This is a genomic window from Polaromonas eurypsychrophila, from assembly GCF_014641715.1.
GTDB classification, from domain to species: Bacteria; Pseudomonadota; Gammaproteobacteria; order Burkholderiales; family Burkholderiaceae_C; genus Polaromonas; species Polaromonas eurypsychrophila.
Genome location: NZ_BMIG01000004.1, coordinates 161,475 through 175,730 on the forward strand (window position 1 = coordinate 161,475; position 14,256 = coordinate 175,730).

At 61.7% G+C, this 14,256-nt stretch carries 12 protein-coding genes; all 12 read left to right on the forward strand.

Features of this window, described 5'->3' with window-relative positions; all coding sequences use genetic code 11:
• Positions 1 to 19: 19 nt before the first annotated feature.
• Complete coding sequence (locus tag IEX16_RS07390) at positions 20 to 868, forward strand: fumarylacetoacetate hydrolase family protein (protein ID WP_188707710.1); 849 nt, start codon at positions 20 to 22, stop codon at positions 866 to 868.
• Between the two features lie 43 nt (positions 869 to 911).
• Positions 912 to 3,263, forward strand: coding sequence for a hybrid sensor histidine kinase/response regulator (locus IEX16_RS07395; RefSeq protein WP_188707711.1), 2,352 nt, complete (start codon positions 912 to 914; stop codon positions 3,261 to 3,263).
• Positions 3,264 to 3,393: 130 nt separating this feature from the next.
• Positions 3,394 to 4,092, forward strand: a complete 699-nt coding sequence (locus IEX16_RS07400) for a TetR/AcrR family transcriptional regulator (protein ID WP_188707712.1) — start codon at positions 3,394 to 3,396, stop codon at positions 4,090 to 4,092.
• Positions 4,093 to 4,136: 44 nt separating this feature from the next.
• Positions 4,137 to 5,933, forward strand: a complete 1,797-nt coding sequence (locus IEX16_RS07405) for an acyl-CoA dehydrogenase C-terminal domain-containing protein (protein ID WP_188707713.1) — start codon at positions 4,137 to 4,139, stop codon at positions 5,931 to 5,933.
• A gap of 38 nt (positions 5,934 to 5,971) precedes the next feature.
• Positions 5,972 to 6,406 carry a DUF2147 domain-containing protein gene (locus IEX16_RS07410; protein ID WP_188707869.1) on the forward strand — a complete coding sequence of 145 codons (435 nt, stop codon included), beginning with the start codon at positions 5,972 to 5,974 and terminating at the stop codon, positions 6,404 to 6,406.
• Between the two features lie 165 nt (positions 6,407 to 6,571).
• Positions 6,572 to 8,986 carry a 3-hydroxyacyl-CoA dehydrogenase/enoyl-CoA hydratase family protein gene (locus IEX16_RS07415; RefSeq protein WP_188707714.1) on the forward strand — a complete coding sequence of 805 codons (2,415 nt, stop codon included), beginning with the start codon at positions 6,572 to 6,574 and terminating at the stop codon, positions 8,984 to 8,986.
• Positions 8,987 to 9,128: 142 nt separating this feature from the next.
• The gene (locus IEX16_RS07420) at positions 9,129 to 9,638 is read left to right on the forward strand and encodes a DUF4442 domain-containing protein (protein WP_188707715.1); all 510 of its coding nucleotides are present in this window, start codon (positions 9,129 to 9,131) and stop codon (positions 9,636 to 9,638) included.
• Positions 9,639 to 9,659: 21 nt separating this feature from the next.
• A complete protein-coding gene (locus tag IEX16_RS07425; RefSeq protein WP_188707716.1) occupies positions 9,660 to 10,859 on the forward strand; it encodes an acetyl-CoA C-acyltransferase in 1,200 nt (399 codons plus the stop codon).
• A 152-nt stretch (positions 10,860 to 11,011) separates the two neighbouring features.
• The gene (locus tag IEX16_RS07430) at positions 11,012 to 11,908 is read left to right on the forward strand and encodes an alpha/beta hydrolase family protein (RefSeq protein ID WP_188707717.1); all 897 of its coding nucleotides are present in this window, start codon (positions 11,012 to 11,014) and stop codon (positions 11,906 to 11,908) included.
• A gap of 27 nt (positions 11,909 to 11,935) precedes the next feature.
• Positions 11,936 to 12,745 (forward strand): acyl-CoA thioesterase, encoded by an 810-nt coding sequence (locus tag IEX16_RS07435; protein WP_188707718.1) that lies wholly within the window; start codon positions 11,936 to 11,938, stop codon positions 12,743 to 12,745.
• A 153-nt stretch (positions 12,746 to 12,898) separates the two neighbouring features.
• On the forward strand, positions 12,899 to 13,633 hold the full coding sequence (locus IEX16_RS07440; protein WP_188707719.1) for an SDR family oxidoreductase: 735 nt from the start codon (positions 12,899 to 12,901) through the stop codon (positions 13,631 to 13,633).
• Between the two features lies 1 nt (position 13,634).
• On the forward strand, positions 13,635 to 14,228 hold the full coding sequence (locus IEX16_RS07445; RefSeq protein ID WP_188707720.1) for a 2-hydroxychromene-2-carboxylate isomerase: 594 nt from the start codon (positions 13,635 to 13,637) through the stop codon (positions 14,226 to 14,228).
• The last annotated feature ends 28 nt before the right edge of the window (positions 14,229 to 14,256 follow it).

Genomic DNA, 14,256 nt, shown 5'->3' on the forward strand with positions numbered 1-14,256 from the left:
TTTAATCACAAGGAAAACCATGAAACTCGTTCGTTACGGCAACCCCGGCAAGGAAAAACCCGGCCTCATTGATGCCGATGGCAAGCTGCGGGACCTCAGCGCGGTGGTCAAGGACATTGGCCCCGAGCAACTCGGCGATGCGGCGTTGGCCAAGCTGCGCCGGCTCAAGACCGCCTCCTTGCCGCTCGTCAAGGGCTCGCCGCGTCTGGGCAGTCCGGTTGCTGGTGTTGGCAAGTTCATTGCCATCGGGCTGAACTATGCCGACCATGCGGCCGAATCGGGCCTGCCGATTCCGCCCGAGCCGGTGGTGTTCATGAAGGCCACGAGTTGCATCCAGGGTCCCAACGACCCGGTCATGCTGCCAAAAGGCTCGGTGAAAAGTGACTGGGAAATCGAGCTGGGCGTGGTCATCGGCACCCGCGCGCGTTATGTGTCGCAAAAGGATGCACTCAGTTTTGTCGCCGGTTATTGCACCATCAATGATGTTAGCGAGCGCGAGTTCCAGATCGAGCGCGGCGGTACCTGGGACAAGGGCAAGGGCTGTGACACCTTCGGCCCGCTCGGCCCCTGGCTGGTCACACGCGACGATGTGCCCAACCCGCAAAAACTCGCCATGTGGCTGGACCTCAATGGCAAGCGCATGCAGACTGGCAACACCAAGACCATGATTTTCAGCGTGGCCAAAATAGTCAGTTACTGCAGCCAGTTCATGACCTTGCTGCCTGGTGATGTGATCACCACCGGCACGCCGCCCGGCGTTGGCCTGGGCATGAAGCCGCCGATGTATCTCAAAAAAGGCGACGTGATGACCCTCGGCATCGAAGGCCTGGGTGAACAGCGCCAGCTTGTGGTGCCGTTCAAGCTGTAAATCCGGCTGCCCTGGCGGCCCTGCGGCAGGTAAACTGCAGCAAATGAGTGCCGCACCCGACCTGTCTTTTCTTTCGGGCGATACCTCGACGTCGCAGCTGATACGTGGCATGGACTGGTCTGGTCCGGGGCTGGGCCCGCCGCAGCAATGGCCCCAGCCCTTGCGCTCGGTGGTCAGCTTGATGCTGGGTTCGGCCTTCCCCATGTTTGTCGCTTGGGGGCCTGCGCTGCAAACGCTGTACAACGATGCCTACGGCGAAATCATGGGCGCCAAACATCCTGCGGGGATGGGTCAGCCGTTTCTCGACATCTGGCATGAAATTCGCAACGATCTCGCGCCGCTGGTTGCGCGCGCGGTCGGCGGCGAAGCATTCTTCATGGAAAATTTGCCGCTGCTCATGCGGCGCCACGGCTACGACGAAGAGACCTGGTTCACCTTCTCATGGTCGCCGGTGCGCGACGAGGTCGGTGCCGTTGCAGGATTTTTCTGCGCCTGCACGGAGACTACGGGGATGGTGCTGGCCGAACGTCACCAGCGTGCGGAGCAGGAGCGGCTGCAGTCGCTGTTCAGCCAGGCACCCGGCTTTGTCGCCATCATGCGCGGGCCCGACCATGTATTTGAAATCGCCAACCAGGCCTATGTGCAGCTGACCGGCTTTCGCGACGTGATCGGCAAGCCCCTGGCCCTGGCGCTGCCCGAGGTGGTCGAGCAGGGTTTTGTCCAGCTGCTTGACCAGGTGTTCCGCACCGGTGAACCCTATGTGGGCCGATCTGTACGCCTGATGCTCAACCGTGAACGTGATGCGCCGCCCACCGAAGCTTGGCTGGACTTTGTCTACCAGCCTCTGCGGGATGCAACGGGTGCGGTCAACGGCGTGTTTGTGCAAGGGCACGAAGTCACCGAACTGCAACGCACCCAGCAGGCGCTGCTGGCTTTTTCCAACAGCATTCCCGCCATTGCGTGGGTGGCCGCAGCCGATGGCCTGCTGGAGCGTTTCAATTCGCAGTGGCAAGCCTATACCGGCCAGACCGAGCAGAGCGCCCTGGGCCGCGGCTGGACGGCAGCGCTGCATCCGGATGACCGTGCCGTGGCCCGGCAGACCTGGGACAGCGTTCGCGCCGGCAATCAGGCGTGGCAGGTTGAATACCGCTTGCGCGGCGCGGATGGCGCTTACCGCTGGTTCCGCGCCCATGCTGTGCCTCAGCTTGACGCGACCGGCCGCGTGTTGCGCTGGTTCGGTACCACCACCGACATCGAAGACTCAAGAACTGCGGCGCAAGTGCTGCGGCATGCCGACCGTCAAAAAGACGAGTTTCTCGCGACCCTGGCGCACGAGCTGCGCAATCCCTTGGCGCCGATTCGCACGGCTGTGCAGCTCTTGACTTCCCCCGGCTCGACCGCAGAAATGCGCGAACGCGCAACGGCTGTCATCGGGCGTCAGGTTGGTCACATGGCGCACCTGCTCGACGACCTGATTGATATTGCGCGCATTACAAGGCGACGGCTTGACCTCAAGAAGGAGTGGGTGTCGGTTGATGAACTGGTCGAAACAGCGCTGGAGACCGCGCGGCCGCTGGCACACGACAAAAAACAGAGCTTGAGTGCCAGCGTTGCCAGCCCCGGTCTGCACCTGGTTGCTGACCCGGTCCGAGTGGCACAAATTCTTTCCAACCTCTTGAACAATGCCTCGAAATACACCGATGTGGGTGGGCGCATCTCGCTGGAGGTGTCGCTTGAGAGTCAGGGCTTGTGCTTCAGCGTGTCAGACAGCGGTATCGGCATGAGCGAGGCGGCCATCGGCCATGTTTTTGCCATGTTTGCCCAGGAGCAGTCGGCGCTGGACCGCTCTGAAGGTGGCTTGGGCATTGGCCTGGCCCTGGTCAAGGGCTTGGTCGAGCTGCACGGTGGCAGCGTTTCGGCGCATAGCGATGGCGCCGACCGGGGCAGCCGTTTTGTAGTGACGCTACCCGGTTCGGCGCCGGCGCGGGCCACCGCGCCGGTAAGCGACGCATCGGTCGCGCCACCCGGCTGTATCCGAACGGTGCTGCTGGCGGACGACAACCGCGATGCGGCCGATGTGCTGGCAGAGTTGCTGCGCCTGGACGGTCACCTTGTTCACACAGTCAGCGACGGACTGCAGGCCGTTGAGCTAGCCGCTCAACTGCGCCCCGATGTGCTGGTGCTGGATATCGGCATGCCGGGCATGAACGGTTATGAGGTGGCACGCCACGTCCGCGCCCAGCCGTGGGGCAGCCGCCCGCTGCTGATCGCTGCCACCGGATGGGGCCAGGAGGATGACCGGCAAAAGGCGCTGGCAGCAGGCTTTGATCTGCACCTGACCAAGCCTTTCGACCCGCTGCAGCTATCGACAGTCATCTCCGAGCGGGTTTTCTAAGGGGTTGCGGGTTTACCCTCGGTTTGCTTAGGCGTCGGTGTCTATAAATCCCGGTTTTTTGCCGGGACAAGTGTGTTCAGCGCTGGATTTACGGCAAAATAGAACGGTCGTTCTTTTTTGTCTGGCTGCCATGTCTGTTACCGAACTTTCTGTCAAGTCTGCCCGCCCGGGAGCGCGCGAGAACGTCCGTGCGGCGCCGGTTGGCATGCAGAAAGGTCAGCAGACCAAAGCCGCCATTGTGGATGCCGCGCTGGGCCTGGCCACGCAAATCGGTCTCGAAGGTTTGAGCATAGGCGCGCTGGCGGAAGTTATGCGCATGAGCAAATCTGGGGTGTTTGCCCATTTCGGTTCGCGCGAAGAGTTGCAGATTTCCGTAATCCGCGAGTATTTCGCGCGTTTCGAGGAAGAGGTGTTTTACCCGGCCCTCAAGGAGGCCAGGGGCCTGCCGCGGGTGCATGCGCTGTTTGGCAACTGGATGAAACGTGTGGCGGTCGAGCTGCAGTCGGGTTGCATCTTCATCAGCGGCGCGGTTGAATTTGACGACCGACCTGGCCCGGTTCGCGACGCACTGGCGACCTCGGTGCAGACCTGGCTGGCCGCCATGTACCGCGCCGTCGTGCTGGCCAAGGAGGCCGGCCATCTGCGCGCCGACGCCGACGAACGCCAGATTGCCTTCGAGATCCACGGCCTGATCCTGGCACTGCATTACGAAGCACGTTTTCTCAAAACGCCGGGTTCCATCGAGCGGACCCGGCAGGCTTTTCAGAGCATTCTGGCGCGTTACGGCAACGGCGGCGCACTTGCAACGTCGCTGCCGAAGCCCGTCTAGCTTTTCATTTTCCTCCATTTACTTCCCTTTCAAAGGACATAGCCATGCCCCAATACTCCCCGCCGCTGCGTGACATGCAATTTGTGATGCACGAAGTGCTCAAGGTCACCGACGAGCTCAAGCCGATTGCCAAGTACGCTGATGCCGATGTGGACACCATCAACGCGATTCTGGAAGAAGGCGGCAAGTTCGCCAGCGAAGTGATTCTTCCGCTCAACGTCAGCGGTGACGAGGAGGGCTGCAAGCTCGACCCGGTGACCCACGCCGTGACCACCCCCAAGGGTTTCAAGGAAGCCTACAAAAAATACGTTGAAGGTGGCTGGCCCGCCCTGAGCGGCGACCCGGAGTTTGGCGGCCAGGGCCTGCCGCTGGTGGTTAACCAGTGCTTTTATGAAATGCTCAACAGCGCCAACCAGGCCTGGACCATGTACCCCGGCCTGACGCACGGCGCCCATGCGGCATTGCACAGCCACGGTACCGACGAGCAGAAAAAAACCTACCTGCACAAAATGACCAGTGGCGAATGGACCGGCACCATGTGCCTGACCGAGCCGCACTGCGGCACCGACCTGGGCCTGATGCGCACCAAGGCCGAGCCCCAGCCGGACGGCAGCTACAAAATCACCGGCAACAAGATTTTCATCAGCGCCGGCGAGCACGACATGGCGGGCAACATCATTCACCTGGTGCTGGCCCGCGTGACCGATGCCCCAGCCGGCATCAAAGGCGTCAGCCTGTTCATCGTGCCCAAGTTTCTGGTCAACGCCGATGGCACGCTGGGTGAGCGCAACGGCATCTACTGTGGTGGCCTGGAGCACAAAATGGGCATCCACGGCAACGCCACGGCGCAAATTGTCATCGACGGCGCGATCGGCACCATGGTCGGCCAGCCGAACAAGGGCATGCAGGGCATGTTTGTGATGATGAATGCCGCCCGCCTCGGCGTTGGAAATCAGTCGCTGGGTTTGACCGAAGTGGCCTACCAGAACGCGCTGGCTTATGCCAAAGACCGCATCCAGATGCGCAGCCTGTCTGGCCCCAAGGCCAAGGACAAACCGGCCGACCCGATCATCGTCCACCCCGACGTGCGCAAGATGCTGCTGACTGCCAAGGCTTATGCCGAAGGCGGCCGGGCCTTGGCGATCTACTGCACGGTGCTGCTCGACAAGGAGCACTACCATCCTGACGAAAAAGTGCGCAAGGACAGCGGCGAAATCCTGTCGCTTCTGACACCCATCGTCAAGGCCTTCCTGACCGACAACGGCCATATTTCCACCAATGCCTGCATGCAGGTATTCGGCGGCCATGGCTTCATCAAGGAATGGGGCATGGAGCAGTTTGTGCGCGACAACCGCATCAACATGATTTATGAAGGTACCAACACTATCCAGTCGCTGGACCTGCTCGCCCGCAAGGTCCTCGGCAACAACGGTGCGACCTTGAAGAAATTCGGCAAGCTGATAGGCGCGTTGGTGGCTGAAGAAGGTGTCAACGAGAAGATGGCCGAGTTCATCAACCCGCTGGCTTACCTGGCCGACCAGATGACCAAGTTCACCACCGAACTCGGCTTCAAGGGCTTCCAGAACGCCGACGAAGTGGGTGCCGCAGCGGTGGACTACCTGCGCGTCGCGGGCCACCTGGTGTTTGGCTACTTCTGGGCCCGCATGGCGCAAGTGGCGTTGCAGGAAATTGCGGCCGGAAATACCGACAGCTTCTACCTTGCCAAGTTGCAGACGGCGCGGTTTTACTTCGCCAAGCTCTTCCCCGAGACCGCGACCCTGATGCGCACCGCGCGCAGTGGCAGCAAGGTGCTGATGGACACCGACGCCGCACTGGCGTGACAGTCCAAACCTTGAAGTCTTTTATGCCTGGAACCCATATGTACCGTGCGCTGACAGCTATTGTTTTGGGAGCAAGTTGCATTTCCGGCTTTGCCCAGATGACGCCTGTGGGCTTGTGGCGCAACGTCGACGACAAGACCGGCGAGGCCAAGGCCGAGATCCGGATTGTCGAGACCGGTGGCGTGCTCAGCGGGAAGCTGGACAAACGGCTGGGCAAGGATATCAAGCCCGATGACGTGTGCTCCGAATGCAGCGATGACCGAAAGGGCAAGCCGATTGTTGGCCTGGAAATCATTCGCGGCGCGAAGAAAGCCGACGGCAAGGAAGTGTGGGAGAGCGGCAAAATCCTCGACCCGGAAAACGGCCGCGATTACACCCTGCGCATGACCCCTGTCGAGGGAGGCAAAAAGCTTGAAGTCCGGGGGTCGTTCGGCCCTTTCGGCCGTACCCAGACCTGGGTGCGTATCAATTGACACACCCCGCCTGCGCCTCACTGCGTGTAGCCGCATCCCCCCTTGCAGGGGCGACACCTGTGGCCCGGCATAGCCGCATCCACGCTGTCACTGGCTTGGGTGCCAAGCTGAGCATCCAAGATGCGCAGCGAAACGAGATAAGCAATCAATAAGGAACGAAACAAGATGTCCCGCTTCCAAGTCAAAAAAGTCGCTGTGCTCGGTGCCGGCGTGATGGGTGCGCAAATTGCCGCCCATCTTGTCAACCTCAAGATTCCGGTGGTGCTGTTCGACCTTCCAGCGAAAGAAGGCCCGAAAAACGGCATCGTCACCAGGGCTGTCGAGGGCCTGAAAAAGCTCAAGCCCGCGCCGCTCGGCGTGCCGGAAGACGCCGCGCTGATCCAGCAGGCCAATTACGAGGAGCACATGGATGTTCTGAAAGAGTGCGACCTGATCATCGAGGCGATTGCCGAACGCATGGACTGGAAGACCGACCTGTACCACAAGATTGCGCCTTTCATCGGTGAAGGCGCCATCGTCGCCAGCAATACCTCGGGCCTGTCGATCACCACTCTCAGCGAAGCCTTGCCCGCATCCATCAAGCCGCGTTTTTGCGGCATCCACTTCTTCAACCCGCCGCGGTACATGACGCTGGTCGAGCTGATCAACACGCCGACCACCGAGCCTAAGGTGCTGGACGATCTCGAAGCTTTTGTGACCAGCGGCCTGGGCAAGGGTGTGATCCGCGCACACGACACCCCCAATTTCGTGGCCAATCGCGTCGGCATCGCCAGCATGCTGGCGACCATCAAGGAGGCCGAGAACTTCGGCCTGAGCTACGACGTGGTCGATGATCTGACCGGCAAGAAGCTGGGCCGCGCCAGCTCTGGCACCTTCCGCACCGCCGACGTGGTGGGCCTTGACACCATGGCCCATGTGATCAAGACGCTGCAGGACAACCTTGGCCCTGGCAAAACGGCAGATCCTTTCTCCGATATCTACGGCACGCCGCCTGTTCTGGCGAAGCTGCTGGAAAGCAAAAGCCTGGGTCAGAAAACCGGCGCCGGTTTTTACAAAAAAGTCGGCCGTGACATCCTGCGACTGGACCCCGAAAGCATGGAGTACGTGCCCGGCGGCGCCAAGGCCAATGAGGTGGTCGGCCGCATGCTCAAGAAGCCTGCCGGCGAACGCCTGAAACTTCTGCGCGAGGCCGAAGGCGCCGAGCCGCGATTCCTCTGGGCCATCCTGCGCGACCAGTTCCACTACGCCGCCGTGCACCTTGCCACGATTGCCGAAACCGCACGCGACATCGACTTTGCCATGCGCTGGGGCTTTGGCGCCAAGCAAGGCCCGTTCGAGCTCTGGCAGGAAGCCGGCTGGCTGCAGGTGGCCAACTGGATCAAGGAGGATATCGATGCAGGCAAGGCCATCAGTTCCGCGCCCTTGCCCGACTGGGTCTTCAAAGGTCCGGTGGCTGACGCCGGCGGTGTGCACACGCCGCAAGGTTCGTGGAGCGCTTCGGCGAAGAAGTTCATCGCGCGCCGCGAGCTGCCGGTGTACCAGCGCCAGTTTTTCCCCGAAGACGTGCTGGGTGCCAACGCTGCTTCCTTCACCACAGCCGGAACTACGCTACACGAAGATGATTCGATTCGCCTCTGGACGCTGGACGGTGAGCAGGGTGACGTGGTGATCGCCAGCATCAAGACCAAGATGCATGCGATTGGGCCCGACGTGGTCGAGGGCCTGGCGATGGCGGTGGACATCGCCGAGAAAAGCTACAAGGGCCTGGTGATCTGGTCGAACGACGAGATGTTCTCAGCCGGTGCCGACCTCCAGGCCATGCTGCCGGCCTTCATGATGGCTGGCGTGTCGGCCGTGGAAGGCGCCGAGGCCGAGATGCAAAACGTCATGCTCAAGCTGCGTTATGCGGCTGTGCCTGTGGTTTCTGCTGTGCGTGGCCTGGCCCTCGGTGGCGGTTGTGAACTCGCTGTGTACTCGGCCAAACGTGTGGCGGCCATGGAAAGTTATATCGGCCTGGTCGAAGTCGGTGTGGGCCTGGTGCCCGGCGCCGGTGGCCTGACCTATATCGCGCGCCGCGCTGCCGAGAATGCCGCGATGTCCACCAACAAGGACGTGTTGCCCTTCCTGACCGAAGGTTTCACCGCTGCGGCCATGGCCAGGGTCGGCACCAGCGCGATCGAAAGCCGTAAGATCGGTTATCTGCTCGACAGCGACATCATCGTTCCGAACAAGGATGAGTTGCTGTACGTGGCGCTTAACGAAGCGCGCGCTCTGTTTACCTCCGGTTACCGCGCACCGCACAAGCGGCCCTTTCCGGTGGTGGGCCGCAGCGGCCTGGCGACGATCAAGGGACAACTCGTCAACATGCGGGACGGTGGTTTTATCAGCGCGCACGACTTCCACATTGCCAGCCTGATCGCCAACGTGGTTTGCGGCGGTGATGTTGACGCCGGTTCACTGGTGACGGAAGAGTACCTGATGACGCTGGAGCGCAAGGCTTTCTGCTCCTTGCTCGAACACCCGAAAACGCAGGAGCGAATTATGGGAATGATGAGCACGGGCAAACCGGTTCGCAATTGATAAAGCTACTTCGGAGCCATCATGCGTCGTTGCAGCCCGAGCCCAATCCTCACGTACCTCAGGTACGTTCCGGTTGTGCTCGGGCGCCCGCGCCTAGCCTCAAGGCTCCCCGCTACGCTTTCTCAATCACGATCCTATCGCTATGACCACCGACCATTCCCCCAATCGCCTTGAACGCCAGCTCAATCGGCTGTCGGACCTGCCGGTCTTTGCGCGCACTTTTTTCCGAGGTGTGGTGATGCACCGCGCCGTGCCGTTTACCGGCACCGCGGGGCTGGATTTTCTGGAGATGACGACCCGCCGGGTCGAAATCGGCCTCAAAAACGAGAAGAAGGTGCAGAACCACATCGGTGGTGTCCATGCCTCGGCGATGAACCTGCTGGCAGAAACTGCCACTGGCATGGTGGTCGGCATGAATGTGCGGGATGACTGCACACCGCTCGCCAAGGAGTTGAAGATGGCGTTCAAAAAGCGCGCCACCGGTGCGCTGCGGGCTGTGGCCACCTTGAGTGATGTGCAGCGCGACTTGATGCAGGCCAGTGACAAGGGTGAAATCAATGTGGCGGTCACCGTGACCGACGAAGCCGGTGTGAATCCGGTCGAATGTGAGTTTGTCTGGGCCTGGATACCTTCCGGCCCGCGAAAAAGTTAACAAGAATTCAAGGAAATCATCATGGTCAAACAAGTCCAGGAAGCCTACATCGTTGCCGCCACGCGCACGCCCATCGGGCGCTCGCACCGCGGCTTTTTCCGCAACACCCGTCCCGACGACCTGCTGGTGCGCGCCCTGCAGGCGGCGTTGGCGCAGGTAGCCACGCTGGACCCGAAAGCGATTGAAGACATCATCTGCGGCTGCGCGATTCCTGAGGGCCCGCAGGGCCTGAATATCGCGCGCATAGGCGCGGTGCTGGCGGGGCTGCCGACCAGCGTGGGTGGCATCACGGTCAACCGCTTCTGCGCCTCCGGCCTCTCCGCCATCCAGATGGCGGCCGACCGCATCCGTGTCGGCGAGGCCGATGTGATGATTGCCGCCGGCACCGAAAGCATGAGCATGGTGCCCATGTCGGGCAATTCGCCTTCGCTGTCGCCGGCCATGTTCGGCAACGACGAAAACATCGGCATTGCCTACGGCATGGGCCTGACCGCCGAAAAAGTGGCGCAGCAGTGGAAAGTCTCGCGCGACGCGCAGGACCAGTTTGCGCTGGAGTCGCACCAGAAGGCGATGAAGGCGCAGAAGGACGGCGAGTTCACGGCCGAGATCACGCCGGTCGAAGTGACCGACCGCTCGCCCGATCTGGACAGTGGCGAAGTTATTGCCACAACCCGTACTGTCAGCCTCGATGAAGGCCCGCGCCCAGACACCTCGCTGGAAGGCCTGGCCAAACTCAAGACGGTGTTTGCCGCGCGCGGCTCGGTCACGGCCGGTAACAGCTCGCAAACTTCGGACGGCGCCGGCGCCCTGATCCTGGCCAGCGAAAAAGCTGTCAAGGAGCATGGCCTGAAGCCACTCGCACGATTTGTCAGCTACGCGGCCAAGGGCGTGCCACCACACATTATGGGCATAGGCCCGATCGAGGCGATCCCGGCTGCACTGCGGTACGCCGGCCTGCAACAGGACGACATCGACTGGTATGAATTGAACGAGGCTTTTGCCGCGCAGTCGCTGGCAGTGATCAACACGCTGGGTTTGAATGCCGCGAAAGTGAATCCGATGGGTGGCGCAATTGCGCTGGGCCATCCGCTGGGTGCTACCGGCGCCATCCGTGCCGCGACCGTGATCCATGCCTTGCACCGGCATCAGCTCAAGTACGGGATGGTGACGATGTGTGTGGGGATGGGGCAAGGCGCCGCCAGCATCTTCGAGAGAGTTTGACGGCTACTGCGCGGGCGCATTGCGTCGTTGCAGCCCCAGGAAAATCCTCACGACCCTGAAGGTCGCTCCGGTTTTCCTCGGGCACCCGCGCCTCGCACTGCATCCCGCTCGCTACGCCTTGCGGGCGTTGTAGTTCTTTTTTGGAGACAGTCATGCAACAGCAGGTTCTTGAATCTGGCACTTCCCAACTGGCCTTGCGGGTGTACGACACGCCAGCACCGGCGCGCGCCAGCGTTGTTATCGGAGGGGCGATGGGGGTGCGGCAGGACTATTACGCGCCGTTTGCCGAGTGGCTGTCGGGCCAGGGTTTCCGGGTCACGACTTTTGACTATCGTGGCTCCGGCGAGTCACTGCCCGACACGCCGGGTGGCAGCTTGCGTGGCTTCAAGGCGGACCTTTTCGACTGGGCCAGTGACTACGAAGCCGTCATCGACAGCGCCAAGTCCGCGCTGCCTCAGGTGCCCTTGTATTTGCTGGGCCACAGCCTGGGCGCGCAACTGCCGGGCTTGCTGAACAACCAGGGCAAGGTCGATGGGCTGATCAGCATTGCCGCTGGCAGCGGTTATTGGCGCGACAATGCGCCGCAGCTCAAACGCATGGTGCTGTACTTCTGGTACGTGCTGGTGCCGCTGGCCACGCGGCTGTACGGTTATTTTCCGGGACGCAAATTGAAAAAAGTTGGCGACCTGCCAGCCGGCGTGATGCTGCAGTGGCGCAAGTGGTGTCTTAACCCGCAGTACAGCGTAGGTGCCGAAGGAGAAAGCGCGCGCCTGAGTTACGCCCGGGCAAACTTTCCGGTGCTGGCGCTGTCCATCACCGACGACGAACTGATGACCTGGCGCGGCACGCAAAACCTGATCAAGCTCTACACCGGTTCACCGCACAGTTTTGAACGTATCACCCCGGCCGATCTGGGTGTCAAACGTATCGGGCACTTCGGCTTTTTTCGTCAGCAGTTCAGCGACTCCCTGTGGTCGCGGCTGGTCCAGACCCTGGAGCGCATGGGTTCAGCGCAGCCGGCTGGCGGCGTCGCCGGCACGACTGCCTGAGCCCTTCAAGGGCGGCATACTCGAGCCATGAATTCTCACCCTTTTGATGCCGCAGTTGCCTTGCAGGTGCAGGTTGACGGCACATTTCTCGGCCGTACCAGCGCGGCCTATGCCAACATGGTCGGGCCCTTCGGCGGCATCACGGCAGCACAGGCCTTAAACGCCGTGCTGCAGCATCCGCAGCGCCTGGGCGATCCAATCTCACTGACTGTCAACTTCGCTGCGGCACTGGCCGACGGACCGTTCACCGTGAGCGCACGCCCTGCACGCACCAACCGCTCCACACAGCACTGGGTCATCGAGATGCAGCAAAGCGGTGAGACGGTGCTGACTGGCACCGCCTTTTTCGGCTTGCGGCGCGAGACCTGGGGTGCCGACGAAAACACGATGCCGGAAGTTCCTGTGCCGGCCGATGTATTGCGTGCCACTGGCCCGGCGCGAGTCGAATGGGTCAAGCGTTATGAGATGCGTTTTGCCGAAGGCGCGATTCCTGCCGAATGGAACGGCGCCGACCAGGGCGCTAGCCGAACGCGCCTGTGGCTGCGCGACGACCCACCGCGCCCGCTGGATTTCGCCTCGCTCACCGGTTTGTCGGATGTGTTCTTTCCTCGGATCTGGCGGCGTCGCCCCTTGCTGGTGCCCATAGGCACGGTGTCGATGACGGTGTATTACCACGCCGATGCCTCGCTGTTGCAGTCCACCGGCAGCGGCTACTTGCTGGGTCAAACCCAGGCCCAGGCCTTTCGCAACGGTTATTTCGACCAGACGGCGCAGTTGTGGAATGAGGCCGGTGAGCTGCTGGTGACCACCCATCAAGTGGTTTATTACAAGGAATAAATATGGCCTCCACGCTTCTCGCTTCGCGTAGCACGCTGCCCCCCGAGGGGGCCGCTGCGCCTGCGGCCCGGCAGAGCCGGTTCCGCGGCCCCGGCTGGTTTGGGACTGGCGGGGTCGTTCCCGCGGCACGTACGCTTGTCGCTTCAGGTCGTCATGAATAAAGTAGTTTTGGTGATTGGCGCAGGCGATGCCACCGGCGGCGCCATTGCACGGCGCTTCGCGCGTGAGGGTTACACCGCCTGCGTGACGCGGCGCAGCCTCGACAAGCTGCAGCCCCTGCTGGAACAGATACGCGCCGAGGGCGGCACGGCGCATGGCTTCGCCTCCGACGCACGAAAAGAGGAAGAAGTTGTTGCGCTTGTCGAGCAAATCGAAAGCACGCTGGGGCCCATCGCGGTGCTGGTCTTCAACATAGGCGCCAACGCGCCCAGCAGCATTCTTGACGAGACTGCGCGCAAGTATTTCAAGGTTTGGGAGATGGCCTGCTTCGGCGGTTTTCTGAACGGGCGCGAAGTCGCCAAACGCATGGTCGCGCGGACCGGCGACGGCCACAAGGGAACCATCATCTTTACCGGCGCCACCGCCTCACTGCGTGGCGGTGCCAATTTTGCGGCGTTCGCGGGTGCCAAACATGCCTTGCGCGCGCTGGCGCAAAGCATGGCGCGCGAGTTGGGGCCGCGCGGCATCCATGTGGCGCATGTGGTGGTCGATGGTGCCATTGACACGGCTTTTATCCGCGACAATTTCCCCGAGCGTTACGCCATGAAAGACCAGGACGGCATTGTGAATCCCGACCACATCGCCGATAGCTACTGGATGTTGCATAGTCAGCCGCGCGATGCTTGGACCCACGAGCTGGACCTGCGCCCCTACATGGAGAAATTCTGAGATGCCAAAAACCGTGGAATTCTTTTTTGACGTGGGCAGCCCGGCCGCCTACATCGCCTGGAAGCAACTGCCCCATGTCTGCCGCGAGGCGGGTGCCACTATCGACTACAAGCCGATGTTGCTCGGCGGTGTGTTCCAGGCCACTGGCAACCATTCGCCGACAACCGTGCCGGCCAAAGGCAAATACATGATGGACGATCTGGCGCGCTTCGCCGATCGTTATAGCGTGCCTTTCCACAACAACCCGCATTTCCCCATCAACACGCTGATGCTGATGCGTGCTGCGACCGGTCTGCAGTCGCGTGAGCCACTGCGTTTCGCCGACTACGTCGACGCAGCCTATCGCGCGATCTGGGTCGACCAGAAAAACATGAACGATCCGGCGGTGGTCGGTGAAGTGCTGGCGGCCGCGGGCTTCAACCCGTCCGCCATGCTGGCGCTGGCTGCGGAGCAAACGGTCAAGGACAAACTCAAAGCCATCACGCAGGAGGCGGTGGAACGCGGCGTGTTTGGTGCCCCGACATTTTTTATCGACGGGACAATGTACTGGGGCCAGGACCGGCTTGACTTTGTGCGCGAGGCGCTTGCCGCCTGATCCCGCGACTCGGCAAACCACCCCATCA

Bases quoted from the DNA above. Each gene is read 5' to 3' on its own strand.
- IEX16_RS07390 (WP_188707710.1), top strand. From the start codon at position 20: ATGAAACTCGTTCGTTACGGCAACCCCGGCAAGGAAAAACCCGGCCTC.
- IEX16_RS07395 (WP_188707711.1), top strand. From the start codon at position 912: ATGAGTGCCGCACCCGACCTGTCTTTTCTTTCGGGCGATACCTCGACG.
- IEX16_RS07400 (WP_188707712.1), top strand. From the start codon at position 3,394: ATGTCTGTTACCGAACTTTCTGTCAAGTCTGCCCGCCCGGGAGCGCGC.
- IEX16_RS07405 (WP_188707713.1), top strand. From the start codon at position 4,137: ATGCCCCAATACTCCCCGCCGCTGCGTGACATGCAATTTGTGATGCAC.
- IEX16_RS07410 (WP_188707869.1), top strand. From the start codon at position 5,972: ATGTACCGTGCGCTGACAGCTATTGTTTTGGGAGCAAGTTGCATTTCC.
- IEX16_RS07415 (WP_188707714.1), top strand. From the start codon at position 6,572: ATGTCCCGCTTCCAAGTCAAAAAAGTCGCTGTGCTCGGTGCCGGCGTG.
- IEX16_RS07420 (WP_188707715.1), top strand. From the start codon at position 9,129: ATGACCACCGACCATTCCCCCAATCGCCTTGAACGCCAGCTCAATCGG.
- IEX16_RS07425 (WP_188707716.1), top strand. From the start codon at position 9,660: ATGGTCAAACAAGTCCAGGAAGCCTACATCGTTGCCGCCACGCGCACG.
- IEX16_RS07430 (WP_188707717.1), top strand. From the start codon at position 11,012: ATGCAACAGCAGGTTCTTGAATCTGGCACTTCCCAACTGGCCTTGCGG.
- IEX16_RS07435 (WP_188707718.1), top strand. From the start codon at position 11,936: ATGAATTCTCACCCTTTTGATGCCGCAGTTGCCTTGCAGGTGCAGGTT.
- IEX16_RS07440 (WP_188707719.1), top strand. From the start codon at position 12,899: ATGAATAAAGTAGTTTTGGTGATTGGCGCAGGCGATGCCACCGGCGGC.
- IEX16_RS07445 (WP_188707720.1), top strand. From the start codon at position 13,635: ATGCCAAAAACCGTGGAATTCTTTTTTGACGTGGGCAGCCCGGCCGCC.